Annotated in this window: 24 protein-coding genes; 14 read left to right on the top strand and 10 right to left on the bottom strand. The window is 59.3% G+C overall.

Annotation, left to right across the window (positions count from 1 at the left end; all coding sequences use genetic code 11):
- Positions 1 to 197 precede the first annotated feature (197 nt).
- The 3 genes from AC1DD5_RS20195 (at position 198) to AC1DD5_RS20205 (ending at position 3,160) form a co-directional block, all read left to right on the top strand.
- Positions 198 to 869: a bifunctional 4-hydroxy-2-oxoglutarate aldolase/2-dehydro-3-deoxy-phosphogluconate aldolase gene (locus tag AC1DD5_RS20195; protein ID WP_477522568.1), complete on the top strand. Its 672-nt coding sequence runs from the start codon at positions 198 to 200 to the stop codon at positions 867 to 869.
- Positions 866 to 1,828 carry a sugar kinase gene (locus AC1DD5_RS20200; RefSeq protein WP_477522569.1) on the top strand — a complete coding sequence of 321 codons (963 nt, stop codon included), beginning with the start codon at positions 866 to 868 and terminating at the stop codon, positions 1,826 to 1,828. The genes AC1DD5_RS20195 and AC1DD5_RS20200 overlap by 4 nt, the downstream gene beginning before the upstream one ends.
- A 315-nt stretch (positions 1,829 to 2,143) precedes the next feature.
- Complete coding sequence (locus AC1DD5_RS20205; RefSeq protein WP_477522570.1) at positions 2,144 to 3,160, top strand: DUF4862 family protein; 1,017 nt, start codon at positions 2,144 to 2,146, stop codon at positions 3,158 to 3,160.
- A 130-nt stretch (positions 3,161 to 3,290) separates the two neighbouring features.
- Here the strand turns inward: AC1DD5_RS20205 and AC1DD5_RS20210 are convergent, their stop codons facing one another.
- Both AC1DD5_RS20210 and AC1DD5_RS20215 read right to left on the bottom strand, forming a co-directional pair.
- On the bottom strand, positions 3,291 to 4,877 hold the full coding sequence (locus AC1DD5_RS20210) for a GMC family oxidoreductase (RefSeq protein WP_477522571.1): 1,587 nt from the start codon (positions 4,875 to 4,877) through the stop codon (positions 3,291 to 3,293).
- A gap of 158 nt (positions 4,878 to 5,035) precedes the next feature.
- Positions 5,036 to 5,989, bottom strand: a complete 954-nt coding sequence (locus AC1DD5_RS20215; protein ID WP_416416352.1) for an AraC-like ligand-binding domain-containing protein — start codon at positions 5,987 to 5,989, stop codon at positions 5,036 to 5,038.
- Between the two features lie 310 nt (positions 5,990 to 6,299).
- Here AC1DD5_RS20215 and AC1DD5_RS20220 point away from each other — a divergent pair, with 310 nt between their 5' ends.
- The 4 genes from AC1DD5_RS20220 to AC1DD5_RS20235 are packed head-to-tail and all read left to right on the top strand — an operon-like array spanning position 6,300 to position 10,759.
- A complete protein-coding gene (locus AC1DD5_RS20220; RefSeq protein WP_416416353.1) occupies positions 6,300 to 7,484 on the top strand; it encodes an ABC transporter substrate-binding protein in 1,185 nt (394 codons plus the stop codon).
- Positions 7,484 to 8,341, top strand: coding sequence for an ABC transporter permease subunit (locus tag AC1DD5_RS20225; RefSeq protein WP_416416354.1), 858 nt, complete (start codon positions 7,484 to 7,486; stop codon positions 8,339 to 8,341). Before AC1DD5_RS20220 ends, AC1DD5_RS20225 begins: the two co-directional genes overlap by 1 nt.
- Complete coding sequence (locus tag AC1DD5_RS20230; protein WP_416416355.1) at positions 8,328 to 10,073, top strand: branched-chain amino acid ABC transporter ATP-binding protein/permease; 1,746 nt, start codon at positions 8,328 to 8,330, stop codon at positions 10,071 to 10,073. The genes AC1DD5_RS20225 and AC1DD5_RS20230 overlap by 14 nt, the downstream gene beginning before the upstream one ends.
- On the top strand, positions 10,070 to 10,759 hold the full coding sequence (locus AC1DD5_RS20235) for an ABC transporter ATP-binding protein (protein WP_416416356.1): 690 nt from the start codon (positions 10,070 to 10,072) through the stop codon (positions 10,757 to 10,759). The genes AC1DD5_RS20230 and AC1DD5_RS20235 overlap by 4 nt, the downstream gene beginning before the upstream one ends.
- A gap of 84 nt (positions 10,760 to 10,843) precedes the next feature.
- Here AC1DD5_RS20235 and AC1DD5_RS20240 read toward each other — a convergent pair whose 3' ends face one another.
- Positions 10,844 to 12,136, bottom strand: a complete 1,293-nt coding sequence (locus AC1DD5_RS20240) for a PucR family transcriptional regulator (protein WP_477522572.1) — start codon at positions 12,134 to 12,136, stop codon at positions 10,844 to 10,846.
- 255 nt (positions 12,137 to 12,391) lie between these two features.
- Here AC1DD5_RS20240 and AC1DD5_RS20245 point away from each other — a divergent pair, with 255 nt between their 5' ends.
- From AC1DD5_RS20245 to AC1DD5_RS20260, 4 genes are all read left to right on the top strand, one after another.
- Entirely contained in the window at positions 12,392 to 12,955 is a 564-nt protein-coding gene (locus tag AC1DD5_RS20245; protein WP_477522573.1) for a cupin domain-containing protein, read from the top strand.
- A complete protein-coding gene (locus AC1DD5_RS20250) occupies positions 12,952 to 13,383 on the top strand; it encodes a nuclear transport factor 2 family protein (RefSeq protein ID WP_416416359.1) in 432 nt (143 codons plus the stop codon). Before AC1DD5_RS20245 ends, AC1DD5_RS20250 begins: the two co-directional genes overlap by 4 nt.
- Positions 13,384 to 13,514: 131 nt before the next feature.
- The gene (locus tag AC1DD5_RS20255) at positions 13,515 to 15,086 is read left to right on the top strand and encodes a long-chain-fatty-acid--CoA ligase (protein ID WP_416416360.1); all 1,572 of its coding nucleotides are present in this window, start codon (positions 13,515 to 13,517) and stop codon (positions 15,084 to 15,086) included.
- Positions 15,083 to 15,496, top strand: a complete 414-nt coding sequence (locus AC1DD5_RS20260; protein ID WP_416416361.1) for a carboxymuconolactone decarboxylase family protein — start codon at positions 15,083 to 15,085, stop codon at positions 15,494 to 15,496. Before AC1DD5_RS20255 ends, AC1DD5_RS20260 begins: the two co-directional genes overlap by 4 nt.
- Before the next feature lie 270 nt (positions 15,497 to 15,766).
- Here the strand turns inward: AC1DD5_RS20260 and AC1DD5_RS20265 are convergent, their stop codons facing one another.
- From AC1DD5_RS20265 to AC1DD5_RS20295, 7 genes are all read right to left on the bottom strand, one after another.
- Positions 15,767 to 16,786, bottom strand: a complete 1,020-nt coding sequence (locus AC1DD5_RS20265; protein WP_477522574.1) for a Gfo/Idh/MocA family protein — start codon at positions 16,784 to 16,786, stop codon at positions 15,767 to 15,769.
- On the bottom strand, positions 16,783 to 18,189 hold the full coding sequence (locus AC1DD5_RS20270; RefSeq protein ID WP_477522575.1) for a glycoside-pentoside-hexuronide (GPH):cation symporter: 1,407 nt from the start codon (positions 18,187 to 18,189) through the stop codon (positions 16,783 to 16,785). The genes AC1DD5_RS20265 and AC1DD5_RS20270 overlap by 4 nt, the downstream gene beginning before the upstream one ends.
- Before the next feature lie 231 nt (positions 18,190 to 18,420).
- Positions 18,421 to 19,974: a sugar ABC transporter ATP-binding protein gene (locus AC1DD5_RS20275; RefSeq protein WP_416416364.1), complete on the bottom strand. Its 1,554-nt coding sequence runs from the start codon at positions 19,972 to 19,974 to the stop codon at positions 18,421 to 18,423.
- A 32-nt stretch (positions 19,975 to 20,006) separates the two neighbouring features.
- Positions 20,007 to 21,008, bottom strand: coding sequence for a substrate-binding domain-containing protein (locus AC1DD5_RS20280; protein WP_477522576.1), 1,002 nt, complete (start codon positions 21,006 to 21,008; stop codon positions 20,007 to 20,009).
- A 22-nt stretch (positions 21,009 to 21,030) separates the two neighbouring features.
- Positions 21,031 to 22,065 carry an ABC transporter permease gene (locus AC1DD5_RS20285; RefSeq protein WP_477522577.1) on the bottom strand — a complete coding sequence of 345 codons (1,035 nt, stop codon included), beginning with the start codon at positions 22,063 to 22,065 and terminating at the stop codon, positions 21,031 to 21,033.
- Between the two features lie 140 nt (positions 22,066 to 22,205).
- Positions 22,206 to 22,850 carry an SIS domain-containing protein gene (locus AC1DD5_RS20290; RefSeq protein ID WP_416416367.1) on the bottom strand — a complete coding sequence of 215 codons (645 nt, stop codon included), beginning with the start codon at positions 22,848 to 22,850 and terminating at the stop codon, positions 22,206 to 22,208.
- 157 nt (positions 22,851 to 23,007) lie between these two features.
- Positions 23,008 to 23,946 carry a sugar-binding transcriptional regulator gene (locus tag AC1DD5_RS20295; RefSeq protein WP_416416368.1) on the bottom strand — a complete coding sequence of 313 codons (939 nt, stop codon included), beginning with the start codon at positions 23,944 to 23,946 and terminating at the stop codon, positions 23,008 to 23,010.
- Positions 23,947 to 24,216: 270 nt separating this feature from the next.
- Here AC1DD5_RS20295 and xylB point away from each other — a divergent pair, with 270 nt between their 5' ends.
- The 3 genes from xylB to AC1DD5_RS20310 are packed head-to-tail and all read left to right on the top strand — an operon-like array spanning position 24,217 to position 26,893.
- On the top strand, positions 24,217 to 25,683 hold the full coding sequence (gene xylB / locus AC1DD5_RS20300; protein ID WP_416416369.1) for a xylulokinase: 1,467 nt from the start codon (positions 24,217 to 24,219) through the stop codon (positions 25,681 to 25,683).
- Positions 25,656 to 26,348 carry a beta/alpha barrel domain-containing protein gene (locus AC1DD5_RS20305; protein WP_416416370.1) on the top strand — a complete coding sequence of 231 codons (693 nt, stop codon included), beginning with the start codon at positions 25,656 to 25,658 and terminating at the stop codon, positions 26,346 to 26,348. The genes xylB and AC1DD5_RS20305 overlap by 28 nt, the downstream gene beginning before the upstream one ends.
- Complete coding sequence (locus AC1DD5_RS20310) at positions 26,345 to 26,893, top strand: SIS domain-containing protein (RefSeq protein ID WP_477522578.1); 549 nt, start codon at positions 26,345 to 26,347, stop codon at positions 26,891 to 26,893. The genes AC1DD5_RS20305 and AC1DD5_RS20310 overlap by 4 nt, the downstream gene beginning before the upstream one ends.
- The last annotated feature ends 62 nt before the right edge of the window (positions 26,894 to 26,955 follow it).

The following is a 26,955-nucleotide window of genomic DNA, read 5'->3' on the forward strand; positions in this document are numbered from 1 at the left end:
CGTCAGCTTCATCGCCACACGGATGTCGCCGGAAACACTGAACCGAGATCTGACCGATCCCGAGGACGCCCGCCCAAACCGGCCCCTGCTCCAAACAACGGTCGTAAATAACCAGCTCTCCGCCACCGACGCCTAGCACCCCAGCGCTCGTTGACTGATCACCCATGACTGATCACCCCACACCACGAAGGAACATCATGCTCCAGCTCGATACCAAGGAGATTCCCATCCGTCCGGACCTGTCAGCGACGCTCCGCGAAACCGGCGTCGTCGCTGTCCTTCGGGCCCGGCACGCACGGGAGTATGCTCCGGTGATCGACGCACTCCAACACGGCGGTGTGCTGAGCATCGAACTAACGCTAAGCACACCAGGCGTCTTCGATGAACTCCCACTGCTGCGGGATCGATTCGGCGACAATGTGGAAATCGGCGTCGGAACAGTAACTACGGCCACTGACGCCGAAACGGCGTTGGACCTCGGCGCTGCGTACATCGTGACCCCCACTACCGAGCCGGAGGTCATCGCCGCGTGCGTACAGCGGGACGTCCCCATCTTTGCCGGTGGATTGACGCCCACCGAACTGCATGCCAGCTGGAAACTGGGCGCCACGGCCGTCAAGATCTTCCCAGCATCCGCTGTGGGTCCAGGATATGTTCCGCAACTGCGTGGCCCGTTCCCGGACATCCAGGTGGTTCCCTCCGGAGGGGTAGAGATCGAGGACGTCCCAGCCTGGATCAAAGCCGGCGCCTTGGCGGTCAGCCTGGGAGGCCCGTTGCTGGGTGATGCCTTCAACGGCGGGGACCTCGGTCAACTGACGGACAGGGCGCGCCGCCTTCGAGCCCTCGTTGACGAAGCGCGTGCACTGTGAACCGCGGAACGTATGTAGTCACGTTGGGCGAAACCATGGCCCTCATGGCCGCGGACCAACAGGGACCCTTGGCCCATGTATCAAGCATGAGCCTGGGCATAGGAGGCTCGGAATCAAATGTCGCAATCGGCCTTCAACGCTTGGGCGTCCAATCAGTGTGGTGTGGCAGGGTTGGTGACGATTCCCTGGGGCAGCTCGTGGAACGTGAGATCCGGGCTGAAGGGGTGGACGTGCGCATCACCGTTGATCACGAAGCCCCCACGGGCCTGATGATCAAGGAGCGTCGGACGTCCGCCTCCCAAAGAGTCATGTACTACCGCTCAGGCAGTGCAGGATCCCGTATCGCCCCGGACGATGTCGATGAACAACTCATCTCCGGGGCGGCGCTGCTTCACGTCAGCGGCATAACCCCGGCGCTGTCACCACAAGCCGCCACAACGCTTCACTATGCCATTGGTACCGCCAGGGCGGCCGGTGTTCCCGTGTCGTTCGACCTGAACTACCGTTCGCGGCTATGGGACGAAGCAGCCGCTGGAAGCGCTTATCGGGACATCATCGCCTTGGTGGATATTGTCTTTGCCGGCCTTGAGGAGGCTGAACTCGCTGTAGGCGCAGCACCCTATGGCAATGGTCCTGAGGTTGCCGCCCGAAGGATTGGAGCGCTGGGCCCTGGCCAGGTAATCATCAAGTTGGGCGCCGCGGGAGCGTTTGCACTCATTGATGGCACCGAATTCTCCCAAGAGGCCACACTCATCGATGCCGTGGACACCGTCGGCGCCGGTGACGCCTTCGTGGCGGGCTATCTGGCTGAATTGGTTAGCGGAATGGAGCCGCAGAAACGGCTGGAGACCGCAGCAAGTGCCGGCGCATTCGTTTGCCTCGTCCCTGGCGACTGGGAAGGCCTCCCGCGCCGCGAGGAACTGCCGTTGCTGAGGGCCCATGAACCGGTCAGCCGTTGATCAAAATCCTTCTGCCTCCTGGCGCCAGCAGTGAGACGCGCCCTGAGTTTGTTGGACGGAACGGACTGGGACGCCTTCGAATACGGGGCGAAAGATCGGTCCTGGCAGGCGCGCCGTCGGCATCAGTTAGTTTGTCTTGGCTGCGGCGGCCAGGCAGTCTTCAAGATGGGTCCCGTGAGGCAACCGTGCTTCGCCGCACGGCACCGCCGCGGCTGCTTGATTGCCACAGCATCATGGAGCGCGTTCCGCTACCTGCAGTAAACACCCCCGTTCAGCTCGTCACATCACCCCTCCGGTCAAAAACGTGGAGCGACAATGCCTCAACACTACGAACAAAATGCTTTCTTCATCGGAGCGTATGCAGCTGCACCAAGCCTGATCGCGTGGGACCCGACCGCCGAAGGAACATTCCTGAAATCAGTTCTCGAGCTGCCAAACGTCGCTGGCCTGGAAGTTCCGTTCACCGGAGCCCTTCATAAAGACGACGAGGACTGGTTCCTCCAGCAACTTCCCGAACACGCAGACTATGTCGTGACAACCATCCCCGGAACCATGGCCAGGCTCGGGGCGGACCCGGCATTTGGCCTGGCGTCCACGTCCGCAACCGGCCGCCGGGCCGCCATTGGATTCGTGCATGAAGCCCTGCAGGCCGTCACCAGGCTGAATTCACGTGTTGGACGCCCGGCCGTCACGGCGGTGGAAATCCACTCAGCCCCTGTGGCCCGCAATGGCAAAGCCTCAGTCACCGCTTTGAGCGAATCCTTGGCCGAGATCTGCTCATGGGACTGGCAGGGAGCGCGCGTTGTCCTAGAACACTGTGACGCTCATATCGCTGGCCAAACCCCATCCAAGGGCTTCCAGACATTGGAAGCTGAAACCGAAGCGGTTCATCGCGCCAAATCCTCAGGCGGTGCCTTGGGCATGTCCATCAATTGGGGACGTTCAGTCATCGAGCAGCGCCGGCCTGAAGCAGCGCTGGAACATATCTCCTATGTCCGGAACGCTGGCCTATTGGCTGGCCTAGTACTCTCCGGTTGCACAGACCAAGACACACGCTTCGGGCCTGCATGGGCCGACGTCCACGTCCCCCCGGTGCCCGCCACATCCGGCACCGGCCAAGAGACGGCCGCAGCGGGACGGTTTGACCGAACACTCGAGCCCGCCTCCCTGATGACAGCTGCACGGATCCAGGAATGCCTCCTCGCTGCAGGACCGGAAGAAGAGACAGGGTTTCGCGGAATTAAAGTAGCCGCCGCGCCGAACGCCAGCGTGGAAGAGCGAATATCCACAATTGCCGGGAGTGTCGAGTTGTCTCGCCGCATGGTGCCATAGGCCGGACACGGCCGGTAGGGCCCAAATGGCGCCTTAGTTGGCATGGATCTTCGTCTCCGGGCGATGGACACGTTAGAAGGCTTAGGTTATTGCGGTGCCCTCTAAAGAGGGCACCGCAATAATCCAGCGTTTACGCTCGCAGTGAGTCCAACTGCTCTTCTTCGAGTCCTCTTCGGTCGTCCCGTTTGCCGGTCCGCATCGATTGAGCCTTGATAAAGCGGGCGGCCCGCTCTGCAATCATGATCGTCGGTGCATTCGTGTTGCCAGTAGGTACAAGCGGCATTACCGAGGCATCGGCAACACGAATGCCGGCCAGGCCTCGAACCCTGAGCGTTCGCGGATCCACGACGGCGTCGCCACCAACACCCATCTTGCACGTGCCAACCTGGTGATGGTAGGTGATCACGGTTTTGCGAACATACTCTTCCAAATCATCATCGGCCACGTTGGGTCCAGGGTAGAGCTCGACGGCACCCCACTTAGCCAAAGCGGGGGCGCGCCCAAGCTCGCGGCATTGCCGCACGGAAGCAACGAGGGCCTTCGTGTCTTGGTCTTCACGCAAGGCACCTAAGTCGACCAGCAAGGGGTCCTCAACGGCCGGCCCGGAGAGTTTCAACGACCCGCGGCTTATCGGACGAACCAAACCGGCCATAAGCGTAAACCCATTTTCCGGGCCTTCCATCCATTCAGGATCGTACATTGGGAAGGAGAAATGGATGGGCTGGGTGTCCGGTACGGCAAGGTCTGGTTCGCTCTTCCAAAATAGGTGCGTCTCTGCCGGTGCGACCTCGGGGAAGGGCACTCCCCTCTTGGTCGTCGTGTATATGACCGGGGAAAGCAAATGGTCTTGGAGATTCCGTCCCACGCCGGGAAGGTCATGGACCGGGTCCACTCCCACTCGGCGCAATTCCGCCGCGGGACCCACACCGGAGCGCAGCAATAGCTCGGGAGAATTGAGGGCACCAGCTGTCAGAACGGTTTCGCTGGCTAGGAGCCTGTGCAGGGCGCCGTCCTTTTCATACTCGACGCCAAGAACAGTGCCCTCATCGATTATCAGCCGCCGGACGTGCGCCCCGGTGATGAGATGGAGGCTTTCATTGCCCATAATTGGCTTGAGGTACGCATGCCACGTATTAAACCGTTTGCCGTCCCGAACGTTCAGCTGCATTTTCGAAACGCCCTCGACGTCGCCGCTGTTGTAGTCGTCGTTGAGCTTGAGTCCGATTTCCTGAGCGGCTTCGAGGATCGAGTCTTGCACGGGGTTCATTGGGAACCCCTTAACGACATCGAGCAGGCCTGACCCACCCCGTGTCTCCGAGGCTCCGCCGTCATAGTTCTCGATTTCCTTGAACACCGGGAGGACATCCTCCCAGGACCAGCCCGAGTTGCCAAGGTAGGCCCAGTTGTCATAATCCTGCTTTGCGCCACGTACCCAGATCGCGGCGTTGAGGGCGTGGGATCCTCCCAGCACCTTGCCTCGCGGTAAATGGAGTCTACGACCCGCGCAGTTTTCCTGCTCGATGGTGTAGTAGTCCCAGTCCTCGGGTCCATGCCATAGGCCAGCCAGGGAAGTGAGTGCCGCAATCATTGGGTTGCTATCCTCACCACCGGCCTCCAACACAGCGACTTTTTTGCCATCATCGACGAGCCGGCGGGCGAGGACGGATCCGGCAGATCCGGCTCCGACCACGATGAAATCAAAGGGAGTGTTTGTCATCGTTGACCTTTCAGGGGTTTTGCGCATACAGCAGTACGCTCCCCTCAATACTGGTTCCAAAAAGCCACGGTGCCATGGACGCGAGCGCATTACCGGTAGGACAAACGCGCACGATTAGCAAAGCGGCAATGGCTGCAATCGGATGAGGATCGCCTTGGCTACCGATCGCGGTAATTACTGGGAGTCTCCCCGAAAGCAGTCCGGAACAGTCGGCTGAAGTGGGCTGCATCGCTAAAGCCCCATTTTGCGGCTATTGCGCAGATTGAACGATGGGCGTGGACTGGGTCTTTGAGGTCTCTGCGGCATCGCACGAGGCGTCTGTTGCGGATCCAGTTGGCTGCCGATTCCCCTTCGTCCTGAAAGAGGTTGTGCAGATAGCGCGTTGAAATGAAATGAGCCGCGGCCACAGTTCCCAGGTTGAGATCCGCATCGCCGAGGTGGGCGTCGATGTAAGTACGGATCCGGACCATTAGTTCGGCTCGCGGATTGGTGGCTGGCCCCCTGGAAAGATCCAGCTCTTCTGAAAACATTGTAGTTACCAGATCCAAGGCGTTATAAGCCAACCTTGTGCCGGTCGCATTCGAGAATTGGTCCAAGTTCCGTGCGATCTCCCCCAGGAACGGACTGATGATCTTACCCAGCCGTTCATCCCTGCCCATCTTTACGGCGGTGAGCTGGCCTACCGCGCTAATGGGCAATTCCATCAACTGTGGCGAAAACATCAGCACCAAACAGCGGAACTGTTCTTCGAAGGCCAGGGTATAGGGGCGTTGCGTGTCATAGACAGCAATGTCCCCTGGTAGCAGGAGAGCTTCCCTGTTGTCCTGGATGAGAAGTCCAGAGCCGGCGAGCATGATGCTCAGCTTGAAGTAGTGGCCGTCGGAGGGCCGAATCAGGGAAGCCTTCCGGAGGACCGCATGCCCGTCAGCTGAAACTTCTATTGCTGACACGTCCCCCATGGTCCGCGAACGCATCTTGCCGTGGAAGCTACCACTGCTGGAATTTTCTACGTCGAGTGGGACGAAAGACTCGGTGACAAGCTGCCGCCACGCGTCGAAGTCTGGTGCTTCAGTGGTCGCTACGTCTTGCCGCGATGATAGGTTGAGTGCCATTTGCCCTCTTCTCTCCATCGCCAGACCCTCCCCATTGGGGGTCGATGGGAATGTGCTAACGAGTATTGCTCTGTGATCCCTGTGATCCGGATAACATCCTAGGCCCGATTCCGGGAAAGTCACGCTTAATCTGGCATCGCCTCAAAGTCGCCGAACGAAGTGCTTCGCATTCTGACAAGGGCCGTGCCCATTTCGACAACGCCCAGATGAGGGCGGATACGTAGATTGGCAACATCAACGTCTTCGGGGGAATCCGAGTATCGGCGGATGGACGTCGAAGTCCATCCGCGACGCGAAAAGGAAGTTCCACATGATTACAAAAGCACTGGCAGCAACGGTCATCAGTGCCGCCTGCCTCTTGGCCATGACAGCCTGCGGAGGAAGCGCAACGGGTTCGACGGCGACCGGGGAACCGATCGTCGTAGCCTCAGTGAACGCGCTCAGCGGCTCCGTCACGTTCAGCGAAGCATCGCAGGCTGCCAAGGCAGTTTTCGACAAGTTCAATGAGGAGGGTGGGCTCAACGGCAGGCCGATCCAGTACGAGGTACTGGATGACAAGAGTGATCCTGCAGCAGCCACGGGAGCCGCCCGTGACGCGGTAGGCAAGGGGGCAGTAGCGTTGGTGGGCTCGGCGAGCCTTCTGGATTGTGAAGTCAACTCCAAGTACTACGCGCAGGAAGGCATCGTCTCGATTCAGGGAACCGGCGTGGACCCCTACTGCTTCACCACACCCAACATATCCCCTGTCAATGCAGGCCCTTATCTCGACGCCGAGCTTACGCTGACCTTTGGTAGTGAGACTCTGGGTCTGAAAAAGATCTGCGGTCTCCTCGAAATTGCCGGATCCACACGACCGGCTTACCAGAAGGCCTTCGATTCATGGACAAAGGCGACAGGCAAGGATTTCGCAATGTTGGATGACACTGTTCCATACGGTGCTTCTGACTACACGCCATACGTGATCAAGGCGAAGGAGGCCGGCTGCGACGCCATATTTTCAAATGGCGTTGAACCGGATGCAGGGGGTGTCCTGAAGGCCGCCGAGGCTCAAGGAATGAAGGACATGACGTTTCTGTTTCTGACCTCCGCCTACTCCGAGCAGTTCGCACAAGCGGCCGGCTTTGTCGGCAAGGGTGTTTACGTCCCAGCAGAGTTCGCCCCATACACCGTTGAAGGAGTTGCGGCCAACGAAGACTGGAAGAACCTGATGAAGAAGAACAATATCCCCTTGACCTCCTTCGGTCAGGGCGGCTATCTCGCAGCAACCCATTTCGTCGAAATGCTCAAGACGATAAAGGGTGATGTGACGCGGGAGGCTGTTACTGTTGCTTTCAAAACCCAGAGCAAGCCGTTCGAGAACCCAATGACCGGAACCCCCTATATCTTTGGCGACGGGGCCGGACACTCATCCAACGCCGGGGGCTGGCCAATCGTTATCAGGCCGGGATCCACCATCTGGGAGAGCGCGGCCAGCGACTGGATGCTGATTAGATAATGTTGCAGGGTGCAATTGCCGGTCTGGCTGCTGGCGGCGTTTATGCCGTCATCGCAGTCTGCCTTACGCTCATGGCGCGGCTGGTTCGGGTCATTAACTTCTCACAGGCCGCAATAGGCATGTTTGGGGCATTCCTTTCTGTCACTCTCGCAGGAGTGGGCATTCCACAGTTACCTGCGATTGCGCTAGGAATAATCTGCTGTGCACTCCTATCCGCCGCTTTGGGGTGGATTATCGCGACCTGGTTACCGGAAGCATCAATAAGCGCACGCTCCGCTGTTACAGTGGCAGCCCTTCTGCTCTTGATCTCTATATCCTTCATTTCTTTCGGCACAAAGCCCCGAACATTCCGCGCCGTGTTCCCTGGACCTGCGTTCAGCTTCCAGGGCGTCGTAATTAGTCAGGTCACTGTTGTCATGGTTGTTCTCGCGCTGGTAGTCGCCGTTGCCGCGAGACTCTTGTTGGGCAGGACCTCTATCGGCGTCAAGCTCAGGGCCATTGCAGACAGGCCAGTCGCCGCCGAGCTGCTGGGAGTGCCGGTGAAGCCTCTGGCCATCGGGGTCTGGGCCGCAACCGGAACTGTTGTCGGCATCGCCGTCTCCATCGTTGCCCCAACCCAGACCAGCGATGCTTCTTCGCTGTCGATGCTCGTCATTTCTGCCTCCGCCGCAGCCCTGCTTGGTGGGTTCAAGCGTCTTGACCTCGCTTTGATTGGCGGGCTCCTGCTGGGAATGGCGCAAGGCGCGGCCGCTCAGTTCAGCCAACTGGTCCTACTGCGGGACTGGATACCGCTGATCGTCATTGTTGTTTTTCTTTTGTGGAACCAGCGCCGGGAGGTATGGGATGCAGCTCGCTAGAAAGGGAATTTCATCAAGGCCTGCTGTGGCCGTCGCCATTGGTGCAGTGGCTCTTGCCGCGGGCTGGGCAGCGAGCGTCCTACTACCGAATTACCTCGTCTATTTGGCGACGACAGCCATAGTCGCCACCATTTCGCTGCTAGGCCTTGGAATCGTTACAGGGACTGCTGGCATGATCGTCCTGTGCCAACTCACTTTCGCCGCAGTAGGGGCTTGGGTTGTGTCATGGCTCAGTCAGATAGGAGCAACAGGCGGATTAGTCCTCTGGGTGCTGTGCGGAGGCATCGTTGCGGGACTGGCGGGAGTGGTCATTGGCTTGCCGGCACTACGGCTTCGGGGTGTTAACCTCGCCGTGGTTACCCTCGGTTTCGCTGCTGCTGCGGACCTGACACTGGGCAAAACACAGTTCCCCGGCGCCGTTAACGGTGCCAAAATTCAACGGCCCGACCTCTTCCTCACTGATCGTTCATACTTTTTCCTGACCGTGGTGGTCCTGGTAGCCGTTGCCTTGGGAGTGTTCTTCCTTCAAAAAAGCCGTTGGGGCAGCGGGTGGCGATCCGTAGCCTTCTCCGAACGCGGGACTGCATCCGCCGGCAGCAGTGTTCGGGTCGCCAAGCTGACGGCCTTCGCCGCTAGCTCGGCAATCGCGGGAATCGCTGGTGGCCTCATCGCTGGACAGGTGTCCACGGCGTTTCCGTCAGGGTTCAGCACCCTGCAGTCTCTGGCACTCTATGTACTGTCCATCGTCGTCGGCGCGCACTTGGTGGAAATGGCCTTGATCGGGGGCATCCTATGGGTGTTGATTCCTGAGCTGCTCAAGCGTTGGGGTGTTCCCCAGGATTGGGCGTTGGTGGTCTTTGGTGCCATGGGCATCCAAGCCCTTACCAGCGGCTCGAATCTTGGGCAGGACATCCGCAATGCCCTCCTGAGCCGTAAGCGCCGCAAATCCGGCCAGCTCGCGTTGCGAGTGCCGTCCCTGCCCAAAGACGCACTGCAGGCCCTGTCGCCTGCCCCGGTTGACGGAAAAGTGCTCCTCAAAGTCGAGAACCTGACCGTCGAATTTGGACAAATCAAGGCCCTTCAGAACGTGAACATGACCCTCCGGGAGGGCACAATAGTCGGTTTGATCGGACCCAACGGTGCCGGGAAATCCACATTCGTGGATGCGGTATCCGGATTCCTGCCCCAGCATAGTGGCGAAGTCTGGCTGGGCGAGGACCGTCTGGGCGACCTCCCACCCCACCACAGAGCCCGTTCAGGACTTAGGCGCACCTTTCAGCAGGACCGGGTGCCACCAAGTTTGACCGTGTATGAGTACATGAAGTTCATATCCCGGGGCCAGGCAAGCCAGGAGGACATTAACGACGTCTTGGACTTCTTCGGCTGTCCCGATCCAGAAGTGAGAATCGCCAACGTCGACGTGGGTACACGCCGGATTCTAGAGGTCGCCGCCAACATCGCAGCCCGGCCCCGGTTGCTGATTCTTGATGAACCAGCCGCGGGCCTTTCCCATGAGGAACACGTCGACTTTGGCCAACGGCTACGAGAGGTTCCAAAGCGCTATCAGACCGCGATCCTCCTCATCGAGCACGATCTCGACTTGGTGCGCAGTGTATGCCAGTTCATCACCGTGCTGGACTTCGGTGAAGTGCTCGCCAGCGACGTACAGGAAAAGGTCCTTGCCGATCCACGAGTCCTGGCAGCTTACATGGGCGAAAAGGAGCTGATATGACAACACTGACACTGGATGACGTAGCAATAAGCCGTGGAGCAGGGCCGGTTGTCTCCCATGTCTCCCTGACGGTTCGGCCCGGAACCATAACAGCGCTTATAGGGCCAAACGGAGCCGGAAAGACCAGTGTGCTCGAATCCGTATCTGGAATTGTCCAAGCCAGCGCTGGCAAGATCAGCGTCGACGGCGCGGACATCGCAACCATGTCCCGACGGAAACGCTTCAAGCTGGGCATCGCACATGTGGAGCAGGGCAGGGCCGTTTTTCCTTCGCTGACGGTTCGTGAAAACCTTGAAATCACGGCGAAAACAGCGACCCATTTCGACGATGCCCTGGCGCTCTTTCCTGAACTGGAGAAACGCCTGACATCGGCCACCGGCCTGCTCTCCGGCGGGGAACAACAGATGGTAGTTCTCGCGCGGGCATTTGCCGCGCGGCCGAAATTGCTGCTGTTGGACGAAATGTCTTTGGGCCTTGCGCCGGTAGTCTATCTTCGGCTGATGCCGATAGTGAGTCACATTGCGGACACGGGTGTAGGCATTCTACTCGTGGAACAATTCGCGCATTTGGCTCTGCAGATTGCCACAGAAGCAGTAGTGATCACCGGTGGGCGCGTTACGTATTCGGGCAGCGCTGGAGTTCTTCTCTCCAGTCCGGAGACTCTGCACAAGGCCTACCTCGGATAATACAAACGTGTGTTGGAGCTCTGGCCGTAGCTCGCAGGGCTCCAACACGACGAGGACGGGTCGGGGCAGCGTTCTGGGCCTGCCTCAGTCTGAGCCCAAGACGCGGCTTTCGAGGATGTCGACGAGCATGAGAGCGACGTGTACGTCAACATCTTTGGTCAGGTCCCGACCAACCTGCTCATTTGCTTTGGACACTCGTTGGATGACCGTGTTCTTATGCAAATGGGTAGATTGGGCCACGGCAGTATGACTCTTGTTTTCTTGGAAGAACGCCAACAGCGTCCCGCGGAGTTCATGGGAGCGTTCATCGGCGCCTGCAAGTTTACCCAGGGTGGAAGCAACGAACTCCCGGGCGGCCGGAATATCCTTGACCAGCAGGGAAAGCAGGCGCACCTGGTCGTAGTACGTAATCCCATCCAGCCGACCGGGAGCAGCCATCTGAAGAAGTTGCAGAGCCTCTTGGGCCTCTCGATGAGACTGGATGAAACCTGGCAAGCCCTCAAATGACGATCCAACACCCATCATCACATTTTCGTGCGCCGGGTTCTCCGGTCTTTCGAAATGCGCCGGGACCGTGACCCAGGCGTCCATGGTGGCCAGCCCTGTTGCGAAAGTCAGCACCCCGGTTGCGCCCACGGCCGCAGCGAAAGAGCGAACTTCGGCCTCGAGGATGTCTACTTGCTTTGAATTACCGCCAGAGGCATGAAGGCTGAGGGCCATATGCCGGCCTCGCAGGGGGTAATGCAGCTGACGGGAAGTTTCATCGAGGTCCGTAGCATCGCCGCTGAGTACGGCACTCACGAGTGCTGCACGACGAGCGGCGCCAGATGTCGCACGACCGTGTAATTCGCGCTCATACTCAACGATCATGATCTCGGACAGACGGTCGATATATCTGACAGCAGTCCTGACGGAGAATTGAAGCTCTTCTGCTTGATCCAGCAATCCACTGTGGCGTTCAATAGCCGGCGCACACCACCTTAGCCAGTGTTCCACCCCCAAACGATAGCCGCGCAGAATAGCGGCCAGCGGAACTTGACGCACAACGGCCTCGTCGGCGAACTCAAGAGCCTCTCTTGGAGGTTGCGGCACTGAATCATCCGAGGAGAGGTCGAGAAGAATGCCCAGGATGTTGGCTTCCGCGCTTATCTGGAGCCCTTGGGTGAAGTCGGCCGATCGCGCGAGTTCGGGAATCGATACCTCGACGTACTCGCGCGTCAGATCCTCTGCCAGGGCGTGGGCCCAGTTCAGAGCCCCAACGCCCAGCAGCGCTCGGGCGTCATCGTCGAGGGACAGCTCAGGCCTTGGATGCCGCGCGGGGACGAGTATATCCTCCGCCCGTAGCAGCTGCCACCATCGCATCATATTAATCCCCACCAAAGAAGGAGAGTCCGATAGGAACGAACTCCGATGCTCATCCCTAATGGATTATGACCGTGGGCGGCAAGCATCGTCCGCATCCCGGAACAACGATTCAATAGTTGCCATTGCCTCTTGATGGTCTACGAAACCATAACCGTGCACGATTTGTGGTGCGGCGGTCCATCGACTGGGGTCTCCTCGACGGGCAGAGTTTGTTTTATCGACGCGGAACCAGCGTCGGCATCGGCCTAGAAGAAAGTCAGGAAGACAATGACGTCAAGGACAGAAGATCGCACCCCGGTTCGCTTGGAAGCCCCGGGTGGCGCCTATGTGTCAGACCCCGCGAACTCCACAATGGTGATGGGTGGAAGTGAATGGGACGGTGCACCCCAGATCCCCGGAGCGAAACTCGTGCTTCACGCCATGGGCGACCGGACCGACGGCCAGCTCACGTTTGCGGAGGTCACGTTTCCCGTTGGGCAGCGTCCGTGGTTTCACACCCATCACGGCGAAGATGAAGGGTTTTACATAGTCGAAGGCCAGCTTACGGTCACCGTCCTGGATGACGAGGGCAATCGTCATACCCTGGTTACCAATCCCGGTGAACTGGTCTGGGGACCGAAAGACTATGCACACAGCTACCACGTCACCAGCAACGTGCCTTGCCGGACGATAATTGTGCTCACTCCCGGCTCCGTCCTCCCGGCATACTTCGCGTACAACCAGAATCTCGAGCTGGACCCCACAGACAACGCGGCTGTTGAGGCTTTCTGCGAGGAAACAAACCGACTGTTCGGGCTCGAATTCCTACCCCACATTCCTCTCGACGCGTGACCGCGGCCTTGGGAATAGTCGAGAGTCCAAACGAGAAACTTGTCCGCAGCTTCCTCGCCGCCATGGGGCGCACAGACATTGAATCGTTGAGCGATCTTTTGGCGGAGGATGCAACATGGTGGTTGGCAGGCGAGCTTCCGGTTTCAGGACTCTATGAAGGCAAGGCGGCTATTGTTGGCGAGTTCCTTCCATCGGCTGCAGCTCTGTTCGAGCAGGGCTCGCTCGGCTTCGAGCTTCGGAACGTCATGTCCGATGGTGAAGCGATAATTGCCGAATACGTGGGCACGGGCACCGGCACAAGCCAGCGCCCGTATCACAACCAGTACTGCACCATCTTTCAGTGTCATGGCGGCAAGATCAGATCGATTCGGGAGTATCTCGATACAGCGCATGTTTACGGCGCTCTATACCCGGCAATCAGCGAATAATTCCGGGCGAAGCGGGTTGCCGGGCTGCAGTTGGCTACACCCATCTCCGCAGTCCGGCAACCCAAATGAGTCGCTCAATTCAGCCCCTCCCCTACGCAATCCCGCGGGATAAGAGTCCAAGGAAAACAGAAATGTTAGAAGCTTCACCCACACTGGACAACAGTACGATCTCCGTTGCAGCCATCTTGGCCGAGTCCGCGGTCCGAAATCCCGACGTCACCGCCTTGATAGTCGGTGCGGAGTATCTGACCTATCGGGCACTCTGGGAACAAGCCTGCTCTTATGCCGGAGCCTTACGTGAACGTGGCATCGGGCCGGGCGACCCGGTCGGACTGCTCATCCCCAATGTGGCCGACTTCGCGCGCGTGTACTACGCCGTGTTGGCTTTGGGCGCGGTGGTGGTCCCCATCCATGCCTTGCTGAGGGCAGGCGAGATTGAGTACGTGCTCCAGGACAGCGGGGCCCTGCTGCTCGTGTGCGATGTCGCCCTACTGGAAGAGGGAACGAAGGGCGCTGCCGCAGCCCGTGTTGACGTCCTCACTGTTGGGGCACCAGAAGAAACTGGAGGACCTGCCCGGATGGAAGCTGAAGCGGCTATCGCGAACCCGCTCGCCACTTACGTCACCCGACGACCTGAGGACACTGCGACCATCCTGTATACCTCGGGGACCACAGGGAAACCAAAGGGCGCTCTGGGCACGCATTTGGCGTTGGTTCAACAAGTACTGGTGTTGCTCAACAATACCTTTGACCTAAGATCGGGCGACGTGGTCTTTGGCGGGCTTCCCCTGTTCCACACCTTTGGTCAAACGTGTGTCCTTAATGCAGGTCTTGCGGCTGGTGCAACTTTGGTGCTGTGTCCGAAGTTCACCGGTGATGCTGCTTTGGACTTGATGCGGCATCACGAGGTCCACATCTTCTTCGGCGTACCCACAATGTATGTTGCGCTCCTTGAAGCAGCCAAGAAGGATCCAACTCGGCTGTTCTCGCTCCGGTACTGCGTGTCAGGAGGCGCGTCGTTGCCTATATCCCTGATGGATGAATTCCGGAATACCTTCGGTGTTGAAATTTACGAGGGATACGGCCTGACGGAAACATCCCCCGTGGCAAGCTTTAACCACGTCGGCGAGACTCCGCGTCCGGGGACAATCGGGACTTCCATCTGGGGAGTCGACATCGAAATCGCGCGTCCGGAGATCCATGACGCTATCGAACTGATGCAACCGGGAGAGCTGGGAGAACTCGTGATCCGCGGGCACAACCTTTTCAAGGGTTACCTAAACAACCCCCGCGCCACAGCCGATGCGGTAGTGGATGGCTGGTTCCGCACTGGCGATCTTGGAACCAAGGATGCTGATGGGTACCTGAGGATCCTGGATCGCAAGAAGGAAATGATCATCCGCAATGGGTATAACGTCTACCCCCGCGAAGTTGAGGAAGTCCTGAACCGGCATCCAGACGTCGTAACTGCAGCAGTATTTGGGGTGTCTGACGATGTGCATGGCCAAGAAATAGCCGCGGCCATAGTCTTGTCCGAAGACACGTCAATCACGGCGGAAGAAATAACCGAATACGCGCGCACTCACCTGGCTGCATACAAATATCCTCGTGTCATTCACCTGGTCACGGATTTGCCGCAGGGGCCCTCTGGCAAGGTGCTCAAGCGGGACCTGACAGCACGCTATGGGCAGGTTTCCCCATGACCGAATCCTGTGGGGAGCGGTACCAGTTGGGGATTGATATCCGACGTAAGGTCATGGGAAATCTTCACGTTGAGCAGGCCTTGGGACGGGCAACCGATTTCTCCCGTCCAATTCAGGACCTCATCACTGAATACGCTTGGGGGGAAATCTGGGGCAGGCAGGGACTCGATCTGAAAATCCGCAGCATGCTCAACATCGCCATGCTGGTGGCACTCAACAGAACACACGAGCTTGCCGGGCACATCCAGGGAGCTCTTAACAACGGTGTCTCTGAGAAGGAAATTCAGGAGATTCTGCTGCAGACCATGATCTATTGCGGCGCCCCGGCAGCCCTCGAATCCTTTCGAGCGGCGGAGAAAGCCATCGCACAATACGAGTCCCAGCCCTGTGCGGATTCACAGCCCACTTAGTCTCGGCAACGGATGGACTTATCCAGCACGACGACGAATTGCTTCTCGCCCTCGCCATAGAACGTCGTGGCATCCTACTCATTGACCGGCCGGGACTCTTCCCAACGAATGGCAAGGTCGGGACTGGCAATGGCGGGCCTTTCCCACCGCCGTTGGCTTGGTTGGACATCCCGCCTCAAACTACGAACGTCTCCAGCGCGCACGGGAAGCAAATAATTGGGCTTGCCGGTACACCTGACGACGTCGCAGTGTACCCGGGCTTGGTGCGGCTCACTTTCCGCCTGCGGCTACCTGGGAGCGGTCGGCTGGATTCAGTATTTCTGCCCGCATCCGGTCAAGGAGGTCGATGACCGCCACAGTGTCATTTGGGGAATGCTCTGCGCAGTAGCGGTATCCGGCGTTTATGGCGTTAGTGATCGCCCGTATCATGGGCCCATATCCGAAGCCATCTGCCGCTTGCTCTGTTCGCACCGGTTGGGTGAAGGCGCTGGCGATGTCACCGCTGCGCAGGGTGAGGCCTGCTGAGGCCCAGAAGGGCGCATCAACGGAGATCCATCCTCCTGTTCCGTTAATCGACGCACTCGGATCTGTGTATTCCTGCATGGATCCCGCGATTTGAGCGAAGCGGCCATCGGAGAACTCGAATGTGATCCAGTGCGTGAGGTCGACACCTGCTAGCGCGTGACCCGAAACGTGGACGCGTTCAGGGTCTCCCATTAGTGCACGGACGAGGGAGACCGCGTAGATCCCTTGATCAAGTAGAGCGCTACCCCCGAGTATTGCGTCACGACGGCTGCCGGCATCCTTAGGGAACGGAAGTCCGAAGGACGCCCGGATGCTCCGCAGCTGGCCGATTCTTCCAGCATCCACCGCCGCTTGCAGTGCGTGGAAGGTGGGGTTGAACATCATCCACATTGCCTCCGTGAGGAAACGGTCCTCCCTACGGGCGATAGCGAACAGTTCTCGAGCCTCATCAGCATTCATCGCGATGGGCTTCTCCACGACAACGTGCTTGCCCGCGTTCAAGGCGGCGGCGGCCATCCTATGATGCGTGGCCATCGGTGTCGCAATATAGATCACATCAACCGATTCGTCGTTCAGTGCGTCCTCGAATTCATAGGCGGAGGCGACCCTGTAACGATCGGCGAATTCACGACCCCGCGCGGCGTCGCGGGACACGATGGATACCGGGACAGAGCCTTCCACGTTGTTTAGATCAGAAACGAAATATTCGCTTACCCCGCCCGTGCCCACGATCGCCCACCGCAGCGGCTGTTGAACGCCAGTCACTTGCTGACCACAGGATCGATTGCGATATCTGCATGACGAAGGATATGAGCCTGAATTTCCGGCGCATGGCGTTCAACCCGCAAGAACCACACGCACACGCCCATAGCAACAAGGCCGAGCAGCGGGATGTAGAAGGATAGGGCGAGTATGGCCTGGATGACCCCCTGCTCTTGGGCCGGAAGAGCCGCGTTGTAGCCGCCGGCGGCGAGCAACCAGCCGCCAACCGCGCCGCCCAGACCGGCACCGACCTTCTGACCGAAGACGACGCTGCTGTAAATGAGTCCGTCGGTTCGAACGCCGAATTTCCACTCACCATAGTCGACAACATCTCCCACGATCGCGAAAACACCGGCCATCAGCGGCACCATGCCGAGTCCCCGGACCATGGCGCAGCCGATGACCAAAGGTGCGTTTGTGGGTGCGATGAGAGCGACGACGATGGAAAGGATCATTATCGCGATGCCGATCAGGAACATTCGGCGCTTCCCGAACCGTTCTATGAGCCTTGGCATGAAACCGATTGTCAACAGAGGCGGGAGTAGTGCTGCCGCACTCAAGATTCCAAACAGTGAAGGGTCGCCCAACACATTATTTGCAAGGTACACCCCTCCTGCCGCCATGAGCGACGTCACCAGATAGAACGTCAGAAACAGGCCTGCCGCAAGGAAGAAGTACTTGTTGCGCAAAAGGGCGGACCCAAGCACCCGGGCGGGTTGCTTTACGCTGCTGTCTTCATCTCGGACCGCTTGGACCCGTTCGCGCGTTCCAAAAAACACAGTGACCATCGCGGCGATTGCAAACATCGCGTAGATAGCTGTTGCGATCGTCCAAGCAGACTGTCCGGATCCGAGCGCTTCGACAAGCGGCAGAGTAAGGACGCTGACTACGAGGCCGGTGAGGAGTGCCGCGAAGAATCGGAAGGAGGTCAACGTTACTCGCATGCGCGAGTCTGTCGTCATCAGACCCATGAGCGCGCTGTATGCGATGTTTGAAGCTGTAAAGAACACCGCAGTGACGAGCGTGTAGGACGCAAGGGCCCAGGCGACCCGCGCGTTCCCGTCGAGGTTCGCGGGTATCGAAAACATCCCCACGAAAGCAAGTGCAAGCGGCAATGCAGTCCACAACACCCAAGGTCGTGCCTTTCCCCACCGGGTGGACGTCTTGTCTATTAGATAACCAATGGCCAGGTCTGTCACCCCGTTGAGTAACTGGCCTACCAGGAGGATTGTCCCGGCGACCGCGGCCCCAATGCCGGCTACATCTGTGAAATAGAAGAGAGCGAACGTCGACAGAGGGACGTATATGAAATTCGAGCCGATGTCCCCCACTCCATACGCCACTTTCTCTCGGAGCTTGATCCCGATGCGGCTCGTTCCATAGGGCGCGGGGTCGACAACAGACATTCCAACTCCTTCGTGGGAAACCATGGGGCGCTTTTAGCAACGCCGGAAGACAAATTCAAACACGCGCATTGACACGCGTCAATAGGCAACATCTCAGCAGGATCTGACAGTTGATGGCGCCTTCGCGCCCATGCATCGCTGACTAGCTAAACAAAAGAGGCGCCGCCAGGAAGGTCCGGCGGCGCCTCTCTTCGGTTCTTGCAGAGACGGCATGTAGAGGGGAAGTACCTTCTACACGTCCTCCTTTGCTTCTGCCCAGGCGAGTTCGCGTAACTGCGCTGGTGTGACTCCGTTACGGGGATAAACCATGCCGTCGCAGGCGCCGTGCCGGAAGACGACAATTGAGTCGGCCAGCATGGTGAGTTCCTCTTCTTCGGAGGAGACAACTATGACCGCAACATTTTGCTCGCGAGCCAGGTCCCTTACGATTTTGTGGATTTCACCCTTGGCTCCGATGTCCACACCTTTAGTGGGTTCGTCCAACAGCAGCAGCTGGGGGTTCTGCATAGTTGCGCGAGCGAAAAGTGCCTTCTGCTGGTTGCCACCGGACAACGATGTGATGGGGTTAGTGACGTCCCCTCGGATCGTTACTTGAGACAGCGACCGTCGCGCAGCGTCGTGCAAGGCCCTCCAACGCAGAACCCCAGAGGACTGGAAGCGGTCCAGGACCGGCAACACGGCATTGTCCATGGACGACATCTGTGGAATGAAACCATCAGACTTTCGCTCTTCGGAAAGAAACGCCACTCCCTTCGCGATAGCCTCGGCGGGCTCCTTGGGGCAGAACGGCTTGCCGTGCAATGCGAGTTGCCCAGGTGCTACCGGCTCGGCACCGAAGACCGTCCGAAGGAACCGGGAGCGTCCAGCACCGATGAGCCCGTAAATACCGAGGACCTCGCCTGCGCGAACATCCAACGAAACCCCTGCCAGACCGTTGCCGATCACGTTCTCGGCCCGCAAAACCACGTCTCCGAACCGGTCGCCCCGAGCAGCATCGTCGAGGACTTCCAAGTCACCGATGGAAAGCTCGGCGTGTGAGATGAGGCCGTCGTCGACGCTAGCATGGTCTCCGACGATGGCATCAATGACTGCCATCCGGTCAACGGTGTCAACGGGGCTGTCCAGAACAATGGCTCCGTTCGCGAGGCCCACAATGTGGTCGGCGATGGCAAAAACTTCGTCGAGCTTGTGATCCACCAGCAGGACACCGAGCCCATTCTCTGCCGTCAGCCTTCTGATGATGGCCAACAGGTTCTCGACCTGTTCCTGCTCCAATGCCGTTGTGGGTTCGTCGAGCAGAAGGTATTTGGCATCACGGTTTATACCTCTGACCACTTCGAGGAGTTGGCGTTGCGCGACGGGCAGTTTGCCTACCGGATCGGTCCCCCGAGCGGGAATTCCGTATTCACGGCACAGTTCGTCTGCCCTGCGATTCATTTCCTTTCGGTTCAGGAAGGGACCGGTCACCCGTTCGGTTCCAAGAAAGAGATTTTCGGCGACGGTCAGTTCGTCAACGAGGCTGAGCTCCTGGTAGACGCAGGCGATTCCCGCTGCTGTCGCGTCTGCAGGTGAATGGAACTGATCTGAAGTCCCGTCGACGACGATGGTCCCGTTGTCGGGGACTTCGGCGCCGGAAAGGGATCGCAGCAGCGTTGATTTACCGGCACCGTTATGTCCGATGAGGGCGACCACCTGGCCTGGTTGGACGTTGAGGCTGACGTCGGTGAGTGCCAATGTCTGCCCGTAGGATTTGGAAATGCTGGTCACGATAAGACCTGAGGCCACGATGGTCTCCCTTCAAGAAACGTTTGTTTTGCTTAGCCGACTTCGCCTTGACCCGGGGTCTGGCCATCTACGAAGACCTTCAATGGCTCAAGCACTTCTTTCTCAACGCTCTGACCAGCCAAGTGCTTTTTCATGTTGTCCAAGACAATCTGTGCGTACTTGGCTGGTTCCTGGGCCGCGCAGGCAGCGTAGGTGCTGGTGAGTTTCTGATCCGCGGCGCAGAAGGCGTATACCTTCACCTTGTCGGCTTTGCCCTGTTGGGCGACTGCCTGGAGGGCGCCTACTGCGTGTGGACCGGCATCTGCGAAAAGGACGTTGATCTGCGGGTTGCCCTGCAGGAGGTCGCCGGTGACCTGGAGGCTAACGCTGGGGTCAATCTTGCCGTTGACGGTCTGGACCGTCGAGGCGTTGGAGTTCTTGGACAGGGCATCCTTGAATCCCTGGTCACGCTGGTTTGTCGGGATTTGATCAGGGTTACCGATGATGCCGGCAACGATCTTGGCGTCAGCGCCAAGATCTTTGAGAACCTGCGCGCCCATCTGGGTGCCGCCGGCAATCTGGTCGGCGCCCACATACTGCACGAAGGAGGCGTTCTGGGTCTTGAGGTCATCAGGCGAAATTATGACGTTGACGGTGAAGACGGGGATGCCCGCGGCGTTCAATGCCTTGACGCTTGCCGCGCCCGGGCCGGAGTTCACCGCATTAAGGGCTACTGCGCAGACACCCTGCTGAATGAATGAATCGACCTGGGAGAGCTGGGTGGAGTCGCTGTCATTGGCGATGGCGACTTTGACGTCGTAGCCAAGTTCTTCGCCATGCTTCTTGAAGCTGTCCTGCATCGCGACGTAATAAGGATTGATGGTGTTCGGCAGCGCAACACCGATGGTGGGCTTGTCGGTGGAGCAGGACGCGGGGAGCTTTCCGGAGCTGCTGTTGGCCGAAGGTGCCTCGAGGGCAGGATTTGAGCAGGCTGCCAGGCTCATTGCCAACAGGCTTACGGCAACGGTCGAGCCAAAAGCTTTACGAATCTTCATTGATGTTCCTTTCAGGGAAACGCTACGGGTGTTGCTGGGTGATGGGGGTTTGAGCTTCGGTGCGTGGAGTTGTCGTCGAAACGGGGGTCGTCCCCGCAGCGGCGCGTCGGAGGATTGGCCTTCCGCTCCGGTACCGCCGCAAGGTGTCGAACGAGACGCCGGCGAGGATGATGAGGCCGATGACCAGTGACTGCCAATAGCTCTGCACGTTCAGGACGTTCATGCCATTGGAGACAACTGCGATGAGAACGGCGCCGATCATGGCACCCAGGACGCTGCCGGTGCCGCCGAACAATGAGATCCCGCCGACGACAGCAGCTGCGATGGAATAGAAGAGCTCGTTGCCCGTTCCGGTGGAGGGGAACCCGACCATGAGGCGCGAGGTTGCTATGAGCCCACCCATTCCTGCGCAGAAGCCGCTAACGGCATAGACCAAGATCGTGGTGCGGGAGAGGCTGACTCCGGCCAGGCGGGCGGCGGCTTTGTTGCCTCCGAAGGCATACACGTGGACGCCGGGTCGGGTCATCTTCAGGAACAATGCTGCCGCGATGGCGGCTACGGCCAGAAGCAACACGGGAACGGGCACGCCGGCGATGCGGCCCTGGCCTATCCAGGAGAAGCCGGCCTCACGTACGGCCACGGAGTTGGCTCCGGTGATGATGAGCGGTATGGCCAGGGCGACACCTTGGGTTGAAAAGGTGGCGATGAACGGGGGAATCCTCAAGTAGTGGATGAGGAGACCGTTCGTGACCCCCAAGGCGGTGCCGACAAGCACCGCAAGAGCGGCTCCCACGGGCCAGGGCAGCCCAGCCTGCATGAACAGTGCCGACACCACGCCGGTCATTGCGACGTTGGCCCCAGTAGAGAGGTCGATTCCGCCTGTGAGCAGCACAAAGGCTTGCCCGAGGGCAAGAAACGCGATGACGGTTCCGTTGACAAGAAGAACAAGCCCGTTGTCGAGGGTGCGGAAAGTTGGCGACAAGACGCTGAGCACCGCCACGACAGCGATGAGAACGGCGAAGATACCCGCTTCTTCAGGTATGCGTCGCTTATTCATGGGAAACCTCTCTGTAGGGATAGAACGTTTGCTCATATGAGACTGAAAATGTTGTGGAAACGATTGAGGGACGGCGGCCAAGGTGGGGAGCTGAGTTCGCTCCGATCCCGTGTGACCGCTCGAAAGAGCCGCTCATGAGGTTACGACGAGGGGGGAATTTGCAAAGGATCGAGGGCGACCGGCAGCACCGTGCGGCCGCCGACGGCCCCTCCGGGATGGGTGTAGTGCACTCGCGACCAACTGTATTGCCTGGCCCTCATCAGCATTAGCGCCATCGCGTCCAACCAGGCACTGTGAGCCAAGGTGCTGCCCATTGCTATCAAGCCGCCCGGGTCTGCCGGCTGGTAATGCCGCAGGACGATTGGAATGTCGGCTAGTTGATAGAGGCGGGATTCCCGGGAACACGTCAGCGCAACGACTATCACGCCCTCGCCTTGTACGCGTTCGACCAATTCGTTGACTTCGCTGCTGCTGCCGCCCTTGGAAAGGGCGATCAAGACATCGTCCTTCCGGACTGCGCCCATTGAGCCGTGCAAAGCGTCGGTGGGATTCATATAGAAGGATGGAGTCCCCGAGACCGATAGCAGGTGGGCCGCCCGCCGGGCGACGAAGCCGCTGGTACCCGCCCCCGTGAGGATTACTTTGCCGAGGCCATCCAAAAGCAGGGAGGCTACTTTGACGAAAGATTCATCAAGTTGGTCGGCCACCTCAAGCACGGCTTGGCTTTCGGCCGCGATGAATGTTCGTGCGGCGTCGAGCACCTGCTCCGTCTGTGAGTCGGTCATCTTCGAACCCTTCTATTCCTGTGGCATGGGCCACAGTTCCAGTATTCGAAGCCACAGGCTCATTTGACAAGCGATACTCTCAAACGAGCGCTTGGCTCAATTGAGCCCTTATTCTTCCGGCGGGGTACGAAACCTCCCCGACCTCGATAATTCCGGCCTAGGGCAAACGCATAAGTGCCCGGGCGAGAGACCTGTCCGTGACCAAAGTAGTCCCCAGTCCGGCGTGGAGTGCTGCACGAATGGCATTGGCCTTGTTTGCCCCGGCAGCAACAAGAATCAATTCCGGGATCCGCTTCATGCCCTCGTAGTCGAGGGCATTTGTTCGTTCGTCAAGGTCAGTAACAATGCCTCCGTCCTTTCTGATGAGCGTGGCAAGAATTTCGGCAGCGACACCCCGCTTAGTCAGGGCATCACGGACTTCAGGGGTCAGTGCATCGCGCATCTGCGACTCCGGTGGGTCCCAGCTGCCCACGGCGACCGCCGCCACCGTGATCTTTTCGAAGAGCCGATACGCCGACTCGACGCCAGGTTGGTGGCGAAGCCCTGCAGCGGTCGCTGCGTCGGGGACGACCAGGGGGACGAACATCGGGAAAGCCCGGCCCCCGCCGACTTCACTGACGCGACGAACCAGTTCCAATGAGTTCTCATTGACTGAACCAGCCATGCCTCCAAGTTGGACGACCGGGCAAGGAGCGAGGTGGGTCAGTTCAACGGCCATGGCACTCATCGTCCTGCCCCAGCCGATACCCAGGACATCCTTGTCGGTAATGAGGTCGCTGATCAACTTCGCGGCTGCGGCCCCAACACGCCGCCGCAGACGCGCCGGGTGTCGTTCATCCTCGGGAGCATCCACGACAACGACCTGGCGGTAACCGAAACGCTTCCGGACCATCTCCGAAAGTTCAATATTCAGGGCCAATGGCGCCGAGATGGTGAATCGGACGATGCCCTCGGCGACGGCGATCTCGAGGAGACGGGCCACCCTGAAGCGCGAGACTCCCAGATCCGAGGCGATCTTCACCTTCGATTCGCCATCAACGTAGAACCGCTGCGCAACCGTGGCAGCGAGAATTCCTTCCCCGGAATTTACAGGCACGGGCGTACTCCTTCGAACCGTTATCTGCGCCTCAATTCAAGCGCAGTTCATTTGAGCATACCGCTCAAATGAGAGATTAGGTTGTCATTTGAGTGCAGTGCTCGAATACTTGACGGTAAGGCGATGCTGAAGTCTTTCTCCCCTGATCCAGACCTCGGTCAGAGCATGTCGTAAGCGCGATGCCATCCTGATCGGCTCGACGCGACGCGATGCGATCCTGGCTTTCGCCCGGAGCCGCTCAGGAGGACGGCGGTCAACGAAAGGACACTAATGCCCCTAATAGCCGGCGTCGACTCATCGACCCAGTCCACAAAAGTAGTCCTTTGCGATTCCGATACAGGACGGGTCCTGGGTACCGCTTCCGCGCCCCACCCCCGGACCTCGCCCCCGCTCAGTGAGCAGCACCCGTCTTCCTGGTGGGAAGCCATGCTGAAAGCATGGCACGCGGCCCTGAACGCGGCCAACGCCGACGGCGCCGATGTCAGGGCGATTTCGGTCGCCGCCCAATGCCACGGCCTCGTCGCTTTGGATGGATCTGGTTCGGTTATCCGGCCGGCAAAACTGTGGAATGACACCACGACCGCACCAGAGATGGAAGAACTCCGAGAGGCAATGCCCTCGAGTGAATGGGCGCGGCGCATCGGTTCTGTTCCGACAGCAGCTTTCACCGTTTCCAAGTTGCTTTGGTTCCGGACAGCGGAACCTGAGAACTTCAAGAGGTTGGCCCAGATCTTGCTGCCTCACGACTGGCTGACCTACAAACTCACGGGACAATTCGCAACAGACCGGTCCGAAGCCAGCGGGACCGGCTATTACAGCGCAGAGCACGGCCGCTATGACCACGACATCCTGGCTCTGGTTGATGAGTACACAGCCTGGGACCGCTTGCTCCCCCGGGTCGTAGGCCCCTCTGAAACCGTCGGAACTGTAACCGCCTCGGCGGCGGAAGCTCTTGGCGTCAGTCAGGCCACGATCGTCGGTCCCGGCGCCGGGGACCAGCATGCAAGCGCTCTGGGATTGGGCGCGCGCCGCGGCGACCGTGTTCTGTCTTTGGGAACGTCGGGGGTGCTGTTTACAGTGAGCGAAAAGCCGGTGCACGACGACCAAGGCATCGTCGACGGCGTCGCGGATGCCACAGGCGGGTACCTTCCCTTGGTCTCCACTCTCAACGCAGCCAGGGTCACGGATGCTTTCGCTCGGATCTTGGGGGTGGATCACCAGGAACTGTCCAAAATGGCCTTGTCCGCTTCTCCGGTGGACATGCCAGTCCTGGCGGCCTTCCTCGACGGCGAACGCAAGCCGAATCTTCCCCACGCGACAGGAACGCTGGCGGGCATCCGCACCGACATCACGCGTGATCAAATGGCCCGGGCCGCCATCGAAGGGGTCATCTTCGGTCTCAGGCGAGGAGCCGAGCATCTGGACCGGGTCGGAGCACCATCGGACGGGAGAATTATCCTCACGGGTGGGGCGGCCCGGTCCGAAGCCTACCGACAGCTGACCGCAGATGCCTTCGATTCGGTCGTTCATACATCGGCCAGTCTGGAATCGGTCGCCGTAGGCGCCGCCATCCAAGCCTCCGCATGCCTTCAAGGCCTCAGCGTTCAGCAGCTCCGTGACTCTTGGGCTCCAGAGCCTGTCTTCGCCGCCTCACCCGCAGATGCGCCAAGCAGCAACCAGGCTTTCGAACGGTACAAAGCAGCCGCAGAATGGCGCGGATCGGATCGGCTGCTTTGAACACAAAACTCGAGGATAGCGCCCGCGTTGCGGGAGTCGTGCTGGCCGGAAGTGTCATAGCCGTACCCGCTGATCAGCGTGAGAGCCTGACCGGACGGCTTCTGGACGCACGACACTGGGTCCATGCAGACATGATCGAAGGGCGCTACCGGGGACAGGAAGGCGTCACGATCGAAGAGATCGTCCGCCTCGCAGAACTCGCCGGCCAACGCCTTGATACACATCTGATGGTCGACAACATGGTGGAGACGATCCGTAACCTGCCTCGTGACATCGGACGCATCACGATCCAGTATCCGGCGGTGGACTCCATCGAAGAAGCGATGGCACACGCCCGCCCGAAGGCCCGGTCGGTCTGGATCGCGCTCGACAATCCCTCGACGTCGGAACTTAGCAGAGCGTTAGCCTGTGGCCCCGACGGGTTGTTGGCCATGCTAACCCCTCCCGGAAAGCCCGGCCAGACCGCAGACCTACGGCGACTTGACCCCATCAAGGACGCGGCCGGCACGAGGGTGCCGTTGGGAGTGGACGGCGGCGTTAATGAGGAAAACTTCCATCTGCTGCGAGAGGCGGGTGTAGTTTATGCCGTTGCGGGACGGGCACTGGTACGTGCCGCATGCCCCTCGTCTTCCAGTCGCCGACCCATCAATAAGGCAAAACCATGACCTCCAGACCACATGACCGATCGGCCGCATGGCAGAGGATTGGCACAGAAGTAAGCCAGGTATTAGAGAATATTGACCCTCTCGCCTTTGGGAACTTCACCCAGGTCTTCCGCGAGCAAAGCCGCCGTTGGTTCTTCACGGGCCAAGGCCGCTCGGGGCTCGTCGCCGAGATGGCCGCCATGCGTTTCATGCACCTCGGGTTCGAAACGCACGTACTCGGCGAGGCCACCGCACCGGCCGTGCGCGATGGCGACGGCCTCTTCATCATTTCAAACTCCGGCACGACACCCCTCAGTGCTGCCTTCGCCGAAATTGCCCGGACAGAAGGGGCCATGATCGTCCTGCTGACCTCTGGACCCGGCAGCCCTCTCGCTAGTCTGGCAGACGCTACCCTTACACTGGCGTCTTCTCCGTCCGAGCAATTCGGAGGCAGCCTTTTCGAGCAAGCGTCATTGATTGCCTTGGACGCCCTGGTGCTGGAATTGGCCACCGCCGACGCTGCATCGTACGAACGAATGAGGCGCCGCCACACGAACATGCAGTAAACCAGTGCAAATGAAACTCAGAAACGCCACGGCGTTGTCGAGAACGGCATGAAAGAGCGTCA

It is taken from the genome of Paenarthrobacter sp. 10L420, from assembly GCF_056395385.1.